Origin of the sequence: Streptomyces coerulescens (assembly GCF_042657965.1) — a bacterium.
Classification (GTDB): Bacteria; Actinomycetota; Actinomycetes; order Streptomycetales; family Streptomycetaceae; genus Streptomyces; species Streptomyces coerulescens.
Genome location: NZ_JBHSKM010000025.1, coordinates 212,638 through 229,930, shown reverse-complemented (window position 1 = coordinate 229,930; position 17,293 = coordinate 212,638). Strand labels below are relative to the sequence as shown.

18 protein-coding genes are annotated in these 17,293 nt (G+C 70.4%); 12 read left to right on the top strand and 6 right to left on the bottom strand.

Annotated features, from left to right (window positions below):
* Positions 1–12: 12 nt before the first annotated feature.
* From ACFPQ9_RS33105 to pqqB, 3 genes are all read left to right on the top strand, one after another.
* Complete coding sequence (locus ACFPQ9_RS33105; RefSeq protein ID WP_380861725.1) at positions 13–1,254, top strand: acyl-CoA dehydrogenase family protein; 1,242 nt, start codon at positions 13–15, stop codon at positions 1,252–1,254.
* Positions 1,255–1,403: 149 nt separating this feature from the next.
* Positions 1,404–1,805 (top strand): SseB family protein, encoded by a 402-nt coding sequence (locus ACFPQ9_RS33100; RefSeq protein ID WP_380861723.1) that lies wholly within the window; start codon positions 1,404–1,406, stop codon positions 1,803–1,805.
* Positions 1,806–1,971: 166 nt separating this feature from the next.
* The gene (gene pqqB / locus ACFPQ9_RS33095; protein WP_380861721.1) at positions 1,972–2,823 is read left to right on the top strand and encodes a pyrroloquinoline quinone biosynthesis protein PqqB; all 852 of its coding nucleotides are present in this window, start codon (positions 1,972–1,974) and stop codon (positions 2,821–2,823) included.
* A gap of 120 nt (positions 2,824–2,943) precedes the next feature.
* On the opposite strand, the gene ACFPQ9_RS33090 is transcribed toward pqqB, so the two are convergent.
* The 5 genes from ACFPQ9_RS33090 to ACFPQ9_RS33070 form a co-directional block, all read right to left on the bottom strand.
* On the bottom strand, positions 2,944–3,333 hold the full coding sequence (locus ACFPQ9_RS33090) for a MarR family winged helix-turn-helix transcriptional regulator (RefSeq protein ID WP_380861719.1): 390 nt from the start codon (positions 3,331–3,333) through the stop codon (positions 2,944–2,946).
* A gap of 84 nt (positions 3,334–3,417) precedes the next feature.
* Positions 3,418–4,449 carry a LacI family DNA-binding transcriptional regulator gene (locus ACFPQ9_RS33085; RefSeq protein ID WP_380861717.1) on the bottom strand — a complete coding sequence of 344 codons (1,032 nt, stop codon included), beginning with the start codon at positions 4,447–4,449 and terminating at the stop codon, positions 3,418–3,420.
* Entirely contained in the window at positions 4,446–5,354 is a 909-nt protein-coding gene (locus ACFPQ9_RS33080; protein WP_380861715.1) for a carbohydrate ABC transporter permease, read from the bottom strand. The genes ACFPQ9_RS33085 and ACFPQ9_RS33080 overlap by 4 nt, the downstream gene beginning before the upstream one ends.
* Positions 5,351–6,274 carry a carbohydrate ABC transporter permease gene (locus tag ACFPQ9_RS33075; RefSeq protein ID WP_380861713.1) on the bottom strand — a complete coding sequence of 308 codons (924 nt, stop codon included), beginning with the start codon at positions 6,272–6,274 and terminating at the stop codon, positions 5,351–5,353. The genes ACFPQ9_RS33080 and ACFPQ9_RS33075 overlap by 4 nt, the downstream gene beginning before the upstream one ends.
* Positions 6,271–7,599, bottom strand: coding sequence for an ABC transporter substrate-binding protein (locus tag ACFPQ9_RS33070; protein WP_380861712.1), 1,329 nt, complete (start codon positions 7,597–7,599; stop codon positions 6,271–6,273). Before ACFPQ9_RS33070 ends, ACFPQ9_RS33075 begins: the two co-directional genes overlap by 4 nt.
* 183 nt (positions 7,600–7,782) lie before the next feature.
* Here ACFPQ9_RS33070 and ACFPQ9_RS33065 point away from each other — a divergent pair, with 183 nt between their 5' ends.
* The 3 genes from ACFPQ9_RS33065 to ACFPQ9_RS33055 all read left to right on the top strand — a co-directional run bounded on the left by ACFPQ9_RS33065 (position 7,783) and on the right by ACFPQ9_RS33055 (position 11,985).
* On the top strand, positions 7,783–9,804 hold the full coding sequence (locus tag ACFPQ9_RS33065) for a beta-galactosidase (RefSeq protein ID WP_380861711.1): 2,022 nt from the start codon (positions 7,783–7,785) through the stop codon (positions 9,802–9,804).
* Between the two features lie 144 nt (positions 9,805–9,948).
* A complete protein-coding gene (locus ACFPQ9_RS33060; RefSeq protein WP_380861709.1) occupies positions 9,949–11,517 on the top strand; it encodes a glycoside hydrolase family 53 protein in 1,569 nt (522 codons plus the stop codon).
* Between the two features lie 180 nt (positions 11,518–11,697).
* Complete coding sequence (locus ACFPQ9_RS33055) at positions 11,698–11,985, top strand: ArsR family transcriptional regulator (RefSeq protein WP_380861707.1); 288 nt, start codon at positions 11,698–11,700, stop codon at positions 11,983–11,985.
* A gap of 76 nt (positions 11,986–12,061) precedes the next feature.
* Here the strand turns inward: ACFPQ9_RS33055 and ACFPQ9_RS33050 are convergent, their stop codons facing one another.
* Complete coding sequence (locus tag ACFPQ9_RS33050) at positions 12,062–12,520, bottom strand: SRPBCC family protein (RefSeq protein WP_380861705.1); 459 nt, start codon at positions 12,518–12,520, stop codon at positions 12,062–12,064.
* Between the two features lie 270 nt (positions 12,521–12,790).
* On the opposite strand from ACFPQ9_RS33050, the gene crcB (ACFPQ9_RS33045) reads away from it, so the two are divergent.
* The 6 genes from crcB (ACFPQ9_RS33045) (at position 12,791) to ACFPQ9_RS33020 (ending at position 17,242) form a co-directional block, all read left to right on the top strand.
* A complete protein-coding gene (crcB, locus tag ACFPQ9_RS33045) occupies positions 12,791–13,252 on the top strand; it encodes a fluoride efflux transporter CrcB (RefSeq protein WP_380861703.1) in 462 nt (153 codons plus the stop codon).
* On the top strand, positions 13,249–13,665 hold the full coding sequence (locus ACFPQ9_RS33040) for a DUF190 domain-containing protein (protein WP_380861701.1): 417 nt from the start codon (positions 13,249–13,251) through the stop codon (positions 13,663–13,665). Before crcB (ACFPQ9_RS33045) ends, ACFPQ9_RS33040 begins: the two co-directional genes overlap by 4 nt.
* Positions 13,662–14,036, top strand: coding sequence for a fluoride efflux transporter CrcB (crcB, locus tag ACFPQ9_RS33035; protein WP_380861699.1), 375 nt, complete (start codon positions 13,662–13,664; stop codon positions 14,034–14,036). Before ACFPQ9_RS33040 ends, crcB (ACFPQ9_RS33035) begins: the two co-directional genes overlap by 4 nt.
* Before the next feature lie 94 nt (positions 14,037–14,130).
* Entirely contained in the window at positions 14,131–14,967 is an 837-nt protein-coding gene (locus tag ACFPQ9_RS33030; RefSeq protein WP_380861697.1) for an undecaprenyl-diphosphate phosphatase, read from the top strand.
* A gap of 107 nt (positions 14,968–15,074) precedes the next feature.
* Positions 15,075–15,806 carry a FadR/GntR family transcriptional regulator gene (locus ACFPQ9_RS33025; RefSeq protein WP_380861695.1) on the top strand — a complete coding sequence of 244 codons (732 nt, stop codon included), beginning with the start codon at positions 15,075–15,077 and terminating at the stop codon, positions 15,804–15,806.
* On the top strand, positions 15,803–17,242 hold the full coding sequence (locus tag ACFPQ9_RS33020; protein ID WP_380861693.1) for an amino acid permease: 1,440 nt from the start codon (positions 15,803–15,805) through the stop codon (positions 17,240–17,242). Before ACFPQ9_RS33025 ends, ACFPQ9_RS33020 begins: the two co-directional genes overlap by 4 nt.
* Positions 17,243–17,293 lie beyond the last annotated feature (51 nt).

Genomic DNA, 17,293 nt, shown 5'->3' with positions numbered 1-17,293 from the left:
TCAGGAGGCATCGTGATCGCCGCTCCCGAGCCCGGACTGACCGAACGCGACATCGTCGAACGAGCCGTGCGGCTGCGGCCCGTGCTGCTCGAACGCCAGCCGGAGACGGAACGGCTGACGCACTACCCCAAGGACACCCACGACGACTTCCTGCGGGCAGGTTTCTACCGGATCCTCCAGCCGCGCAGGTACGGCGGCTACGAGTTCGCCCTGCCCACCTTCTACCGGGTGGTCACCGAGATCGCCCGCGGCTGCCCCTCCACGGGTTGGGCCCTGTCGCTCACCGCGGCGCACGTCCTGCAGGTCGCGACCCTCTTCGAGGAGCGGGCACAGGACGAGATCTTCGGCGCCGACGGCGACTTCCGGGCCGCGTCCACGGTCGCGCCGATCGGCGTCGCCCGGCCCGCCGGCGACGGCCATGTCGTCCTCGACGGCACCTGGCCGTACTCCTCGGGCGCCCCCTACTCCACCCACTACGTCGGCCAGACCCTGCGCGCCCCCGACCACCCCGGTGGCCAGCCCGGACCGCCGGTGCTGTTCGTCGCCCCCCGCGCGGTGTGGACGGTGCTCGACGACTGGCACGGCGTCCTCGGCCTGCGCGGCAGCGGCTCCAACAGCATCCGCATGGAACAGGCCCGCATCCCCGCCCACCTCACCTGCGAGGCGAGCCTGCTCGACCTGCCCGTCGAGGGCGGCAGCGTCGGCTCCGCACTGCACGGGAACCCGATGTACGCCGGGCGGGCGCCCAGCTTCTTCCACGGCGAGCTCGCCGCCATCATGATCGGCACCGCGTACGCCGCCGCCGACGAATACGCCCGCGTGATCGCGGAACGGCGCCTCGTCCTCGAACCGGACCGCACCCGCGGAGAGCTCCACGACTACCAGCGGCACCTGGGCGAGGCCCTCGGCGTGATCCACACGGCCGAGGCGGCGCTGCACCGCACCGCCGAGGCGTGGATGGAGACCTGCCACCGCAACGCGGGCGGCGGCGCCCCCTTCACCACCGCCGAGGACAACCGCCTGGCGCTGATGTTCCTGAACGCCGGCCGTATGACCTGGGACGTCCTCCAGGGCACCCTCTTCCGCACGGCCGGCTCCCGGTACGCCCGCGACGGCGAGCGGATGCAGCGCTACTTCCGGGACGCGGCGACGTACTGGACCCATGTGGGCCCCAGCATGGCCGAGCCGCTCGCCCGCCGGGTCGGCTGCGATCGTCTCGGGCTCCCGTCCGACCACATTCCGCTGATCCCCTGACCTGCGGGGATCGAATGCCCCGACCTCTGGACAACCATAGGAATGCTCCAGTCCGGATCGGGTACGCGAGCAGGGCCGCGCCGGGGGCCCGAGCACCCCGCGATCATCCCCGGGCGGACCGCACTACCGTCGCTGACAGGGGATCTGCCATGGACACACCCGCGAACGACTACAACGCCACACCGGCCCGGCGGGCGCTGGACGCCCTGGCCGACAACACCGAGGACAGGGCGGCGCTGGACACGCTCGCGAGCAGCGACGTCCTCGTCCCCGTACCCGACGACGTGGGCGAGGAGGACGCCACCGACCCCGGCGCCGTGGCGCTGCCGGTCATCGAGCGGCCGGGCGGGGAACCGGTGGTCCCGGTCTTCACCTCCGAGCCCGCGATGGCCGAGCTGCTGCCGTACATCTCGCGCTACCGCCTGGTCCCCCTGGGCGCACTGGCCTCCCAGTGGCCGGCCGAGGATCTGGCCCTGACCATAGACGCCGGCTCCGCGCACCCGCTGACCCTGACGTCGGAGGGCGTACGGACGCTGCTGGCGCGACCGTAGCGGGACCGAGCGACCGAAGGGGATGGGCGGCCACAGGGAGGCCGCCCATCCCCTTCGCGCGCCGCGGGAAAGGTCGGCCGGAACTGCTCCCTGCCGCGGGGTGGTTCGGCCGTATGGAGAGGGAAGATCCCACCGGGAGGGCCGACACGAAGGGGTGGGGGTCGTCTTGAGGGTCGTCCTGCTCGGCACCGCCGCCGCGGGCGGGTTTCCCCGCTGGAACTGTGCCTGCGTGCGATGCGACGCCGCTCGCGACGGCAAGCTGCCCGTGCGCGGTCCGGAGTGCGCGGCCGTCACCGGCAACTCCCGCGACTGGTGGCTGCTGAACGCCCCACCCGACATCCGCGCCCAGCTCACCGCCGCCTCCGCCCTGTGGCCCGGCCCCCGGCACACCCCCGTACGGGGCGTGCTGCTGACCGACGCCGAGACCGATCATGTGGCGGGCCTGGCCGTACTGGGCGCCGCCGCGGGACTGAAGACCTACGCCGCCCCGCCGGTACTGGCCGCGCTGGCCCCGGCGCGGGCCGGCCTGGACCGGCACGCCCCCTGGGAGTGGGCGGACAGTCTCACCGAGGGCGGGTTCGTGCTGGCCGGCGGGCTGGTCGTCACGGCACATCCCGTCCCGGGGAAGGCACCGGCGTATGTGCCGGGCCGTCCCTCGGACCGCCGCTGGGTGACCGTGTACCGCATCGAGGACCTGGCCACCGGACGCGTCCTCGTCTACGCCCCCCGCGTGGGTGCCTGGTCCTCGCTGCTGGACGACCTGGTCGCGACGGCGGACTGCGTCGTTCTGGACGGTACGCACTTCGCGGCCGAGGAGCCGGGCGCGGCCGGGCGGCATCTGCCGGTCTCCGGCCCGGCGGGCAGCCTCGCCGCCCTGGCCCGTCACCCGCGGGCCCGCCGGATCTACACCCACCTCGCCGACTCGAACCCCCTGCTCGACCCGGCCTCGGCGGCCCGCGCCCAGGTCTCGGAGACGGGGGCGGAAGTCCTGCCGGACGGGACGGAGTTCGCGCTCTAGCCGACCCTAATGGCATCGCCGCAAGGGGCGCGGGGCTGTATCGATATGCGGCTCCGCCGCGTGGGCGCGACAAACCACGACGGCGCCGCACCGGGACGACGACCCGTCGCGGCACGACGGTCAGCGGCTCAGCGTGCGCGCCAGCGCGCCCCGCTGCAGCGGCAGCACCTCGGCGTGCAGGTCACGGCCCTTCTGGGTCAGGGTGACGTACACGCCGCGCCGGTCCTCCACGCAGACGGAACGCTCCAGCAGGCCGTCCTTCTCCAGCCGGCCGATGAGCCGGGACAGCGCACTCTGGCTGAGGTGGACCCGTCCGACGAGGTTCTGCACCCGGCACTGCTCGCCCTGCGCGGGAGTCGCCGTCGCGAGGATGTCGAGCACCTCGAAGTCGCTCGCGCCCAGTCCGTGCGGATGCAGCACGCGGTCGATCTCGCACATCGTGCGCGCGTGCACGGACAGGATGTCCCGCCACCGTTCCTCGAGCCCCGCGTCGGCCGTCTTCACTGCCATACCCGCACCGTAACACCGATTCGGCCAATTGTTGCCCGTGCAACTAGTGCGTACGCAACCGAAGCGAACCGAGGGCGCACCGGGTCACGTCGACTGCCGCTTCACCAGCTCCGTCGGCAAGATCACCGCAGCCGGGTCCTCACCGCCGATCTGCGCGAGCAGCAGCCGCACCATCTCGGCGCTGATCCGGTCGTAGGGCTGGCGGATCGTCGTGAGGGCGGGGGTGGCCTCCGTCGCCGCCGCGGAGTCGTCGAAGCCGCCGACCGCCACGTCCTCGGGCACCCGGCGGCCCGCCCGGCGCAGCGCCGCCAGCGCCCCCTGCGCCATCAGGTCGGACGCCACGAACAGGGCGTCCATGTCCGGTGCCTGCGCCAGCAGCCGTTCGGCGCCCGCCTCGCCGCCGGCCCGGGTGTAGTCGCCGGAGGTGATGAGCCGCTCGTCGATCTCGACGCCCGCCTCCGTGAGCACCTCCTTGTAGCCGGCGAGGCGGTCGACACCGCCCGGGGTGTCCAGCGGCCCGCTCACCACGCCGATCCGGCATCGGCCCAGCGACAGCAGATGGCGCACCATGTCACGGGCACCGTCGCGGTCGTCGGCCGCCACATAGCTCACCTTCGAGCCGAGCCCCATCGGCTTGCCGCACTGGACGAGCGGCACGCCCGCCTCGCGCAGTTCCTCCGCGACCCGGTCACCGGAATGGCTGGAGACCAGCAGCACGCCATCGACATGACCGGCGGTGATGTACCGCGTGATGCGCCGCCGTTCGTCCTTCGTACCCGCCAGCATCAGCAGCAGCGGGATGTCGTGCGCGGCGAGCGCCTGGGTGCAGCCGCTCAGCAGGACATTGAAGTTGGGGTCCTCGAAGAACCGCTCCTGCGGCTCGGTCAGCAGGAAGCCGACCGAGTCCGAACGCCCCGTGATCAGTGAGCGGGCATGCCGGTTGACGACGTAACCGGTCTTGCGGATCGCCGCGTTGACCGCCTCCTGGGCGGTGGGGCTGACGTAGTGCCCGCCGTTGAGCACCCGCGAGACCGTGCCCCGTGAGACTCCGGCCTCGCGCGCCACGTCATGGATCGTCGGCGGTCTGCGTCGGCCCCCCGTGTTGCTCATGGTCATGACTTTACGGCCCCGGAGAGCAGATCCAGACTCCAGAACCGCTGGATGACCAGGAAGAGCGCCACCAGCGGAAGCACCGCGAGGAACGCGCCCGTGATCACCAGGGTGTACAGCGCCGGGGTGTTGGCGCCCTGTTCGAGCAGCGTGTACAGACCCAGCGTGATCGGGAACCGTTCGTCGTCGCTGAGCATGATGTACGGCAGCAGGAAGTTGTTCCAGACCGCCACGAACTGGAACAGGAACACCGTCACCATGCCGGGCACCATCATCGGCAGCGCGATCCGCGTGAAGATCCGCCACTCGCTCGCCCCGTCCATCCGCCCGGCCTCGACCACATCGGTGGGCACGGCGGCGGCCGCGTAGATCCGCGAGAGGTAGACGCCGTACGGCGACAGGATCTGCGGCAGCAGGACGGACAGGTACGAATCCGTCAGGTCGGCCTTCGCCAGCAGCAGGTACTGCGGGACGGCGAGGATCACCGGCGGCATCAGCACCCCCGCCAGCAGCACGTTGAACAGCGTCTCGCGGCCCCGGAAGCGGTAGATCGCCAGCGCGTAGCCGCTGAACGCCGAGACGGCCGTCGACAACAGGGCACCGAGACCGGCGTACAGGGCGGAGTTGCCCATCCACTGCCAGTACACCCCGTCGCGATAGGCGCTCAGGTCCGCGAGGTTGTCCGCGAAGCCCGTGCCCGGCAGGAAGGTGAACGTGGAGAACAGTTCGCTGCCGGACTTGGTCGCCGCGATCACCACCCAGGCGACGGGCAGCAGGCAGTAGAGCGCGCCGAGCAGCAGCGTGACCGTCGGGACCAGTGCGATCCGGCGGCGCAGCGGCGGGCGGCCGCGGTCCGTGCCGGGCGCGGCGTCGGCGGCCGTGTCGGCCTTGCCGACGGCGAGGGAGCTCATCGGGATGCCTCCTGCTTGTTACGACGGTTCGCGGCCCGCAGGAAGCCGAACGACAGCAGCAGCGTGGCCAGGGCGATGATCGTGGCCTGCGCGGCCGCCGCGTGGATGTCGCCCTTGCCGAAGGCGTCCTGGTACACCTTCATCAGCGGACTCCAGGTCGTGGACACGGAGTTGGTGAGGGGCTTGAGGGTCGTCGGCTCGTTGAACACCTGGAGCGTGGCGATGATCGAGAAGAAGAAGGTCAGCACCAGCGAGGGCGCCACCATCGGGATCTTGATCCGCAGCGCGATCTGGAGCGGCGTGGCACCGTCCAGCCGCGCCGCCTCGTACACCTCGGCCGGGATCGCCTGCAGCGAGGTGTAGATGACGATCATGTTGAAGCCGGTGCCGCCCCACACCGCGATGTTCGACAGCGCGAGATACAGCGGACCGCCGTCGAGCAGGTCCGGCTGCGGCAGCCCCAGCCTCTCCAGCACGAAGCAGAAGGGGCTGACGTCGGGCAGGTACAGAAAGCCCCAGAGCAGCGCGGCCACCACACCGGGAATGGCGTACGGCAGGAAGATCGCGAGCCGGGTGACGGGCGCGAGCCGCACCTTCTCGGAGTCCAGCATCAGCGCGAACAGCAGGGCCAGGCCCAGCATCACCGGCACCACGATGCAGCCGTAGCCGAGCACACGCAGCGCGCCGGCGACCAGTTCGCTGTCGGTCAGGGCGTCGGCGTAGTTCTCCAGCCCGGCCCAGACCTCCTTGCGGGCGCCCGATCCGAGGCCGAGCCCGGAAACCTGCACCTTGCGGAAGCTGAGCCAGACCGCGTAGCCGATGGGCAGTGCGAAGAACAGGAGGAACAGGACGGTAGCGGGGAGGAGGAAGGCGTACGGGGCCCCCTTCACCCCGTACGCCTTCCGGCTGGTGCTGGTCACTCGGAGACCTCGAAGCCCTGCTTCTTCAGGTCGGCGACCGTGTCGTCCTGCATGGTCGTCAGGGCGGCGCCGAAGTCCGACTTGTCCTTGGCGGCTTTGCCGAAGGCGTCCTTGAAGGTCGTGTAGGCGACGTTCACGTTCGGGCCCCACGCGGACGGGGCCGTGGTCTTCGCGATCTCGGCGGCCTCGGCGTAGAAGTCCGACTGGTTCGAGAAGTAGTCCGGCGGGGTCGCGAAGGCCCCGCTGGTCTGGGCGTTCGTGGCGGCCGGGTAGATGCCGCTCTCCTTGGCCAGCGCCTGGAGGGCGGCGTCGTCGGTGTTCAGCCAGGCGGCGAACTTCGCGGCGGCCGCCTTGTGCCCGGAGTCGGTGGTGACGGCGGTGGAGGAGCCGCCCCAGCTGCCGGTGACCTTGTCCGAAGGCGACCACTGGGGGAGCGGGGCCATGGCCCACTTGCCCTTGGTGTCGGGCGCGGCCGTGGTCAGCGTGCCCGGGGCCCACACGGCGGAGACCCAGGCGATCTGCTTGCCGGTGTTGAGGGCCTTGTTCCAAGCCGGCGTGTACATCGGCTGGTTGTCGACGGCGCCCTCTTCGACGAGGCCGCCCCAGAACTCGGCGACCTTCCGGGTGGCGGCGTCGTCGATGCCGACGTTCCACTTGTCGCCGGAGGTCGTCCACCACTTGGCGCCGGCCTGCTGCGCGAGTCCCGCGAAGAGGCCGGAGTCATTGGCGGAGAAGGTGGTCAGGTCCGTGTCCGGGGCCTTCTTCTTCAGCGCGCGGGCCGTCTCCGCGAACTGTTCCCAGGTGGTCGGGACCGTCAGGCCGTACTCCTTGAACAGGTCCTCGCGGTAGTAGAACATCATCGGCCCGATGTCCTGCGGGACCGCGTAGACCGCGTCCGTGCCCAGCGTGGTCTGCTGCCAGACGCCGTCGGCGAACTTGCCCTTGGCGTCGCCGACATCGCCCGCTATGTCCGCGACGGCGTCATTGCTGACCAGCGTCGGCAGCGCCTGGTACTCGGCCTGGACCAGGTCGGGGGCCTTGCCCGCCTTGTGCGCGGTGAGGATCTTGGTGACCAGCGTGTCGCCGGACGCCTGCTTCTTCACCGTGACCGTGATCCGGTCCTTCTTCCCCGGGCCCTCGTTCCACAGCTCGACGACCTTGTCCATGCCGGGCGTCCAGGTCCAGTACGTCAGCGAGACCGGCCCCGAGGAGTCCTCGCCGGCGTCCTCGGAACCGCACGAGGTGAGGGCGGTGGCGCCGAGGGCGACGGCGACACAGGTGGCGGCGCTTCTGAGAACGAGCCGTCGGCGCTTCGTGATGGGCATGGATCTCTCCCCTGACCTGGGGTCTCCGCCCGCTGCGAAGACCTGCCATGCTTCTGTGAGCGTTCACAGTAGAGAAACATCCCGGACACTTGTCAATGGTTGTTGCTGTGCGGTTATGTTGGGCTCGCACCGCCGATCGCGTGTGTGCACGTTCCCAAATGATCGATTAATCGGGAGAGATCCATGCCGGAGACCAACCCCAGGGGCCTCACCGGGCTCGCCTTCGGTGGGGACTACAACCCCGAGCAGTGGCCGCAGGACGTCTGGCAGGAGGACGTCCGGCTGATGCGGGAGGCCGGCGTCACGATGGTGAGCGTCGGGATCTTCTCCTGGGCCCTGCTGGAACCCTCACCGGGTGTCTACGACTTCGGCTGGCTGGACCGCGTGCTGGACCATCTGCACCAGCACGGCATCCGCGTGGACCTGGGCACCCCCACGGTCTGCCCGCCGGTCTGGTTCTACCGCGCCCACCCCGAGGCCCTGCCCGTCACACCGGACGGCGTCCGCCTGGAGTTCGGCTCGCGCGCCGCCGTCTGCCACAGCAACGCCGACTACCGCACGGCCGCCGCGTCCATCACCACCGAGCTCGCCGAACGCTACGGTGACCATCCGGCGCTGGCGATGTGGCACGTGCACAACGAGTACGGCGTCCCCGTCTCGGCCTGCTACTGCGACTCCTGCGCCGCGCACTTCCGCCGCTGGCTGGCGACGCGGTACGGGACGGTCGAGGCGGTCAACGAAGCCTGGGGCACCGCCTTCTGGGGGCAGCGCTACGGCGACTTCGAGCAGATCAACCCGCCGCGCACGACCCCGACGGCCGTCAACCCGGCCCAGGCGCTGGACTACAAGCGGTTCGCCGACGCCACCATGCGCGAGAACTTCTGCATGGAGCGGGACATCCTGCACCGCCTCGCGCCGGGCGTCCCGGTCACCACCAACTTCATGACGGCGCTCAGCCAGTGCGACTCCGTCGACTACTGGGCCTGGGGCCGCGAGGTCGACCTCGTCACCAACGACCACTACCTGATCACCGACGGCCGCCGCACGCACGTCAACCTCGCCATGGCCGCCGACCTCACCCGCTCGGTGGCCGGGGGAGCGCCCTGGATCCTGCTGGAGCACTCCACCTCCGGCGTCAACTGGCAGCCCCGCAACCCCGCCAAGGCCCCCGGCCAGATGGCCCGCAACTCCCTCGCGCATGTGGCGCGCGGCTCCGAGGGCGCCATGTTCTTCCAGTGGCGGCAGTCCCGGCGCGGCGCCGAGAAGTTCCACTCGGCGATGCTGCCGCACGCCGGCACCGACACCCGCGTATGGCGCGAGGTCGTCGAACTCGGCGCGGCCGTCGACTCGTTGAGCAGCGTGCGCGGCACCCGCACGCAGGCGGACGTGGCGATGCTGTGGGACTGGCACTCCTGGTGGGCGCAGAACCTCGACTGGCGTCCCAGCGAGGACCACGACCCGCGCGAGCGCGCCGACGCCTTCTACGAGGCGCTCTACGACCGCCACCTCACCGTCGACTTCGCCCACCCGGAAGCCGACTTGTCGGCCTATCCCCTTGTCGTCGTTCCCGCGCTGTACCTCATGACGGCGGCGGCCGGGCGGAACCTGCGCCGGTACGTCGAGAGGGGCGGCACCCTGGTCGTCTCGTACTTCTCCGGAATCGTCGACGAGTACGACGCCGTGCACGAGGGCGCCTGCCCCGGGCCGCTCCGGGACGTTCTCGGCCTGGAGGTCGAGGAGTTCTCGCCCCTGCTCCGGGATCAGTCGGTCCGCATCACCGGCCCCGACGGTTCCGAGCTCAGCGGCGACGTGTGGACGGAGTTCGTCGTCCCGCGCGGCGCCGAGACCGTCTGGACCTACGCCGACGGCCTGACCGCCGGCCACCCTGCCGTCACCCGGCACCGCCTCGGCGAGGGCACCGCCTGGTACGTCTCCACCCGCCTGGGCGCCGACGGCCTCGACGCGCTGCTCGGCTGGGCGGTCGAGGACGCGCAGGTCGCACCGCGTGCCGACCTGCCCCGGGACGTCGAAGTGGTGCGCCGCGCCGGCGAGTCGGGCAGCTACCTGTTCGCCCTCAACCACACCGCGTCGGACGCCAAGGTGCCACTGGAGACGCCCGGCACCGAGTTGCTCACCGGCGAACGCGCCGCGGGCCGCCTGGCGGTCCCCGCGGGAGCCGTCCGGGTCGTACGCCTCGACGGCTGAGCCGACTCCCCTCCGCCCGCGCGTGCCGCGAGTCGCGGGCGGAGGGGCTCCTCGCCGCGGCGCCGCACCGGCGCGGCGGCGAGGAACCCCCACCCCATGCGAGGAACCCCCCATCCCCCTACGTCGAAGGGACGACGGACGACGATGTTCCATCCCAGACGCACCCTCCGGGTCCTGCTGATACCGCTCGCCGCCGGACTCGCCCTGACCGCCCTGCCCGCACAGACCGCCTCGGCGGCGAGCACGCTCACCAACGGCGGCTTCGAGTCGGACGGCACCGGCACCGCGACCCCGGCCGGCTGGTCCACCTACTCGGCGGCCGGACAGAACTCCGCCTCCTTCACCGAGTCCGGTGGCCACGGCGGCAGTTACCGCCTGACGCATTGGTCGTCGTCGGCGTACGAAGTGGAGACCTACCAGTACCTGTCCGGGCTGACCAACGGGAACTACAAGCTCACCGCCTGGGTCCGCTCCGGCGGTGGCCAGAACTCCGCGTACATAGCCCTGAAGAACTGCGGCGGCGCCGAGCAGCGCACCGACCTCCCGGTCTCCACGAGCGGCTGGATCCGGATCGTCGTGCCGGTCAGCGTGACCGACAATCAGTGCACGATCAGCATCAACAGCGACGCGGGCGCGGGCAATTGGCTCAACGTCGACGACCTGACCTTCGCCTCCGGCACGGGCGGCACCTCGATCCACGGCGCCGACATCTCCTCCCTCGCCAAGAGCGAGGCCAAGGGCGGCACCTACAGGACCAGCTCCGGCAGCACCGGTGACGCGGTCACCATCCTCAAGAACGCCGGCATGAACTACGCACGCCTGAAGGTCTGGGTCAACCCGGCCGACGGCTACAACAACAAGGCACGCGCCCTCGCCACGGCCAAGCGCGTCAAGGCCGCCGGGATGAAGCTGCTGGTCGACTTCCACTACTCGGACACCTGGGCCGACCCGGGCGCCCAGAGCAAGCCGGCCGCCTGGTCCGGGCACACCTACAGCCAGTTGAAGTCCGACGTTTACAACCACACGTACGACGTGCTCAGCGCGTTGAAGGCACAGGGCACCACCGCCGACATGGTCCAGGTCGGCAACGAGATCAACGGCGGCATGCTCTGGTCCGAGGGCTCCACCGGCAACTTCTCGCAGCTCGCCGGACTGCTCAACTCCGGCTACGACGCGGTCAAGGCGGCCGGCTCCGCCACCAAGGTCGCGCTGCACCTCGCCAAGGGCGGTGACCTGGCCGGGACCCGCTGGTGGTTCGACAACGCCGTCGCCAACGGCGTGAAGTTCGACGCCATCGGCCTGTCGTACTACGGCTACTGGCACGGCACGCTCCACGACTTCCAGACCACCCTGGACGACGCGGCCTCCCGCTATGGCAAGCCGGTGTTCGTCGCGGAGACGGCGTACCCGTTCCGTCTGGACAGCGAGGACGCGCACGAGAACATCATCGACACCGGCGCCGAACTGGTCGCCGGCTACCCCGCCACCGTGGCCGGGCAGACCAGGTGGATGAACGATGTGGCGAGCATCGTGGAGGCCGTTCCGAACGGCCGCGGTCTCGGCGTCTTCTACTGGGAGGCGACCTGGACCGCCGTCACCGGCAACGGCTGGGACCCGACCGACGCCGCCTCCGGCAACGGCTGGGAGAACCAGGCCCTGTTCGGCTACGACGACCGGGCGCTCTCCTCGACGGCGTGGTTCAGCCACCGTTGAGCGAGTGACGAAAGGGCCCGGTCGCGCACTGCGGCCGGGCCCGGCACGTCCACCGCGAACGGCCCTGTGTCGTACGGCCGTTCGGTACCGGACAAGGCTCGCGGAGTCGCGGACACGGCGGTGCCGACTGCGGGACAGTGGGAGCACGTGCTACGACACGGCCCGACGGAGGGAGACGAGATGCTGAGGACTCCCGCCGGCCGGCGGCGCCTGGAGATCCTGGAGTGGCTCAAGGACCCAGCCGCCCACTTCCCCGACGGGTGCCACGGCGACCCGGCCGAGGACGGCGTCACCGCGGACGCGGTGGCCGCGAAGCTCGGAGTACCGCCCCACGTCGCCGAGACCCACCTGGGCCTCCTCGTCGACATCGGAGTGCTGCGCAGAAAGCAGATCCAACAGCACACGCACTACCGACGGGACGAGATACGCATCGCAGAGGTGGCCCGCATGTTCGAGAAGGGCTGGTAGGGGGCGCACCCGGGCGCCCCCTGGGAGCGCGGGGAACTGCGCGACCAGCCACGACGGCCCGCAGACGCCCCCGGGCCTACCTCGGCCCTCCCAGCGAAGCGCCATGCTCACGCACCGCGATCCGCGCCAGCTTCGTCAGCATCATCCCGTTGCGGATCGCCACGACATAGTCGACGGGCAGACCGTGCATCCGGGTCCCGGGCCCCCGCAGCGGATGCCAGTCGATGACGAAGAGAGTGTGCTCGCCCCAGGGGATCAGCCTCATGGCGATACGGGCCGCGCCGAACGGTTCCGCCCTCGCCTCGAGTTCCAGACGCCGCCGCGGTTCGCTGATGCGGACGACGACGGTGTCGTCGAGGGTCAGCGGGCCCATACCGACCCGGACCCGTAACCGGGCACCCACGTTCGGCCAGTCGGGGTCCACGGCCAGGACCTGCTGGGTTCCCGTGACCCACTCCCCGTAGCGGCGGCCGTCGGACAGCAGGTCCCAGACCTCCGACGGCGAGCTCAGGATCAGACGGCGATTGCGCGCCACGCCGACCACGCTCCTTCTCCTCGGCCGCTCAGCGGGCTCTTCGACAGTAGCCGCGCCGCACCTGACGAGCATGCCGAGCGGTGGCCGCCCGTCCCCGAATCGACCCCTCCCCGCGCCCGAGTTACCCTGTTGACCGGCCGCGATCACCCTCGCGGCGCGGCGGTGGGGCCCGCCGTACCCGAACCGCGGCAGCGCTGCCGCCAACGGTCCCTACTTGCAACCGCGAGGCCCGCATGCCCGGGCCGCCCGGCGAGTAGGAGACGTACGACCATGACAGCCCCGGACACCGACAGCCTGCGGGCACCCGTCGGCACCTCGCGGCCGCCGGCCTGGCGGACGCAGGCACCGGTCGTCGCGGTGGTCGCGGCCGGCGGAGCCGTCGGCGCCACAGCGCGGTACACGCTGACATTGTGGCTGCCGACCCAGCCGGGCGGATTCCCCTGGGCGACGTTCTGGACCAATGTCGTCGGCTGTGCCGTGATGGGCGTGTTCATGGTGGTCATCACCGAGGTGTGGGCCGCCCACCGCCTCGTCCGCCCCTTCTTCGGCACCGGCGTCCTCGGCGGCTTCACCACCTTCTCGACATACGCCGTCGACATCCAGCGGCTGGTCGACGACGGCCATCCGCGCACCGGACTGGCCTACCTGGCCGCCACCCTGATCGCCGCGCTCTCGGCGGTCTGGCTCGCCTCGGCGGCCGCCCGCCGCGTCCTGAAATGGAGGCAGTCATGACCGGGCTGACCGGCAGGGCCCTGCGCCTGACCGTCTTCGTCGGCGAGCACGACACCTGGCACCACAAGCCGCTCTACTCCGAGATCGTGCACCGCGCCCACGCGGCCGGACTCGCGGGCGCCAGCGTCTTCCGCGGTATCGAGGGCTTCGGCGCCTCCTCCCTCATCCACACCTCACGCCTGCTGTCCCTGAGCGAGGACCTGCCGGTCGCGATCGTCATCGTGGACACCGAGGAGCGGGTCCGCGCCTTCCTGCCGCAGCTCGACGAGCTCGTCTCCGAAGGCCTCGTCACCCTCGACGACTGCGAGGTCATCCTCCCCCGGTCTCGAATTCGCTCGACCGGGGGCGCCCCCATCACCGGCCGCGACGACACCCCCGGCGCATCGGACAGGAAAGGTAAGAAGCAGCCGTGAACTGGGTTGTGGTCGTCGCGGGCGCCCTCGTCGGCGCGCCCCTGCGCTATCTCACCGACCGAGCGGTGCAGTCCCGGCACGACTCCGTGTTCCCCTGGGGCACCTTCGTGGTCAACGCCTGCGGCTGTCTGATCCTCGGCCTGATCACCGGCGCGGCGGCCGCGGGGGCCGCGAGTACCCACCTCCAGCTGCTGCTCGGCACCGGCCTGTGCGGCGCCCTGACCACCTACTCGACCTTCTCCTACGAGACCCTGCGGCTGACCGGGACGGGGGCCGGGCTGTACGCCGTCGGCAACATCGTGGGGAGCGTGATCGTGGGCCTCGGCGCCGCCTTCCTCGGCGTGTCGGTGGCCGAGGCGGTGTGGTCGTAGGGCGTCCCCGTGGTGTCAATGGCGCGGGAGCCACACCCGCACCTGGTAGGACAGTGCGCACCAGCTGTCCCGCCGACCCCCGGAACTGGATCACATGAGCGCCATCAGCGTCGGTCAGGCCGTCGTCCTCGGAGCCGTCGAGGGGGTGACCGAGTTTCTGCCCGTCTCCTCGACCGGCCATCTGAAGATCGTCGAGGGGCTGATGGGCATTCCCGTCGACGAGGACTCGGTCGTCGGGTTCTCGGCCGTCATCCAGGTCGGTGCGATCGCCGCCGTGCTCGTGTACTTCTACAACGACATCGTGCGGATCGTCACCGCGTGGGTGCGCGGGCTGCGGGACAAGGAGGAGCGGTACCACCACGACTACCAGTTCGCCTGGTGGGTGATCTGCGCGACGATCCCGATCGTCGTGGTGGGCCTGGCGGCGAAGCCGCTGATCGAAGGGCCGCTCGCCTCGCTGTGGGTGGTCGCGGGCTCGCTGATCGTGGGCAGCGGTGTGATGTGGGCGGCCGACCGGATGGGACGGCACAAGCGAGGGGAGGACGACACCTCCTTCAAGGACGCCATGCTCGTCGGCAGCTCCCAGATCCTCGCCCTGCTGTTCCCGGGCTTCTCGCGCTCCGGCGCCACGATGTCCACGGCGCTGATGCTCGACCTCGACCGGGTCGCCGCCACCCGTCTGTCCTTCTTCCTCGGCATCCCGGCCCTGACCGGCGCGGGCATCTACGAGCTGAAGGACGCCCTCGGCACGGGCACGGGAGCGCTGCCCCTGGCCGTCGGCACCCTCGTGTCGTTCCTCGTCGCCTACGCCTCCATCGCCTGGCTGCTGAAATTCGTCGCCAAGCACTCCTTCAACGCCTTCGTGATCTACCGGATCGCGGTCGGGCTGCTGCTGTTCGGGCTGCTCGGCGCGGGTGTCATCAACAGCTGACCGGTCCCGGATGTGACGCCGACGACGTACTTCTGGCGTCACATCCGGTGAATCTCTCCTTAGGGGTCCCTTGACACCACCCTTCGCTCACCCGGAATATCTCTCCCGTGAACCTGTCAGACAGCCGGACAGCCAGTCAGCCTCCCCGCCGTGTGAGCGCCATGGAGGCGGTGCTGGCGCACCTGCGCGACGCCATCGAGCGCGGCGAGTACGCCGTCGGCGACAAGCTGCCCTCAGAGGCGGAGCTCTGCCGCACCCTGGAGATCAGCAGGCCCGTCCTGCGCGAGGCCCTGCGGGCCCTGCAGACCATGGGCCTGACCGTCTCCAAGACCGGCAAGGGCACCTTCGTCATCGCCAACACCGTCGAGGACCCCACCTTCGGCGACTACTCGGCGAGCGACCTGCTGGAAGTGCGCCGGCACGTCGAGATCCCGGTCGCCGGGTACGCGGCACTGCGCCGCACCCCGGAGAACCTGGACCATCTGGCTCATCTGCTCGACCGCATGGAGCGGGAGACGGACACCACCGCGTGGGTCGCGATGGACACCCTCTTCCACCTGGCCGTGGCCGAGGCCGCCCAGAACCCGGTCTTCCGCCGGGTCATCGAGGAGATCCGCGACGCACTGGCGCGTCAGTCGGCCTTCCTCAACGAGCTGGGCGGTCGCCGCGAGCAGTCCAACCGGGAGCACCGGGCGATCGTCGAGGCGCTGACCGACGGTTCCGAACTCGACGCGACCGACGCCATGGCCCACCACCTGGACCGCGTCGAGACCACCCTCACCGACATCGTGCGCCCCCCGCGCACGGACAGCACCACGGAAGGCGGACCCGAGGCGTGAGCGAACAGCACCTCAAAGAAGAGACGCGCCCCTCGTCCGGTCACGTAGACGTCGGAGACCACGGCTACAGCAAGTCGCTGAAGGCCCGGCACGTCAACATGATCGCCATCGGCGGTGCCATCGGCACCGGCCTGTTCCTAGGGGCCGGCGGCCGACTCGCCGACGCCGGCCCGTCCCTGTTCATCGCCTACGCGGTCTGCGGCGTCTTCGCCTTCCTCGTCGTCCGCGCCCTCGGCGAACTCGTCCTGTACCGGCCCTCCTCCGGCGCCTTCGTGTCGTACGCCCGCGAGTTCATGGGCGAGAAGGGCGCGTACACGGCCGGCTGGATGTACTTCCTGAACTGGGCGACCACCGGCATCGCCGACATCACCGCGGTCGCCACCTACACCCACTACTGGGGCATGTTCTCCGACATCCCGCAGTGGGTGATCGCGCTGATAGCCCTCGCGGTCGTCCTGACCGTGAACCTGATCTCGGTGAAGTTCTTCGGCGAACTGGAGTTCTGGTTCGCGATCATCAAGGTCGGCGCACTCGTCGTCTTCATGCTCATCGGCATCTTCCTGCTGGTCACCCAGCAGCCCGTGGACGGCCACACCCCCGGCCCGTCCCTGATCACCGACAACGGCGGCGTCTTCCCCAACGGCCTGCTGCCGATGCTGCTGATCGTCCAGGGCGTCGTCTTCGCCTACGCCTCGGTCGAGCTGGTCGGCGTCGCCGCCGGTGAGACCGAGAACCCCGAGAAGATCATGCCGAAGGCGATCAACTCGATCATGTGGCGCGTCGGCCTGTTCTACGTCGGCTCCGTCATCCTGCTGTCGATGCTGCTGCCCTGGTCCTCCTACAAGGCGGGCGAGAGCCCCTTCGTCACCGTGCTCTCCAACATCGGCGTCCCGGCGGCCGGCGGCATCATGAACCTCGTCGTGCTCACCGCGGCGATGTCCTCGCTCAACTCCGGCCTGTACTCCACCGGCCGCATCCTGCGCTCCATGGCGGTGAACGGCTCCGCCCCGAAGTTCACCTCGGTGATGAGCCGCAGCCAGGTCCCGTACGGCGGCATCCTGCTGACCAGCGGTATCTGTGTCCTCGGCGTCGGTCTCAACTTCGTCGTCCCCGCCGACGCGTTCGAGATCGTCCTGAACTTCGCGGCCATCGGCATCCTCGCCACCTGGGGCATGATCATGATCTGTCACCTGCTCTTCTGGCAGAAGACCCAGAAGGGCGAGCTGACCCGCCCCGGCTACCGACTGCCGGGCTCCCCCTGGACCGAACTCGTGACGCTGGCCTTCCTGGCCTCCGTCCTGGTCCTCATGTACGCCGACGGAGGCGCCGGCCGCACCACCGTGCTGTGCCTGCCGCTGATCGTCGCAGCGCTGGTCGCGGGCTGGTACGCCATCCGCAGCCGGGCCGGGCACACCGCCACCAAGGCCGACGCGTGACAACCGTGTCGGTCGACGACCCCACATCGACCCACGACAACCAGGCAGCCA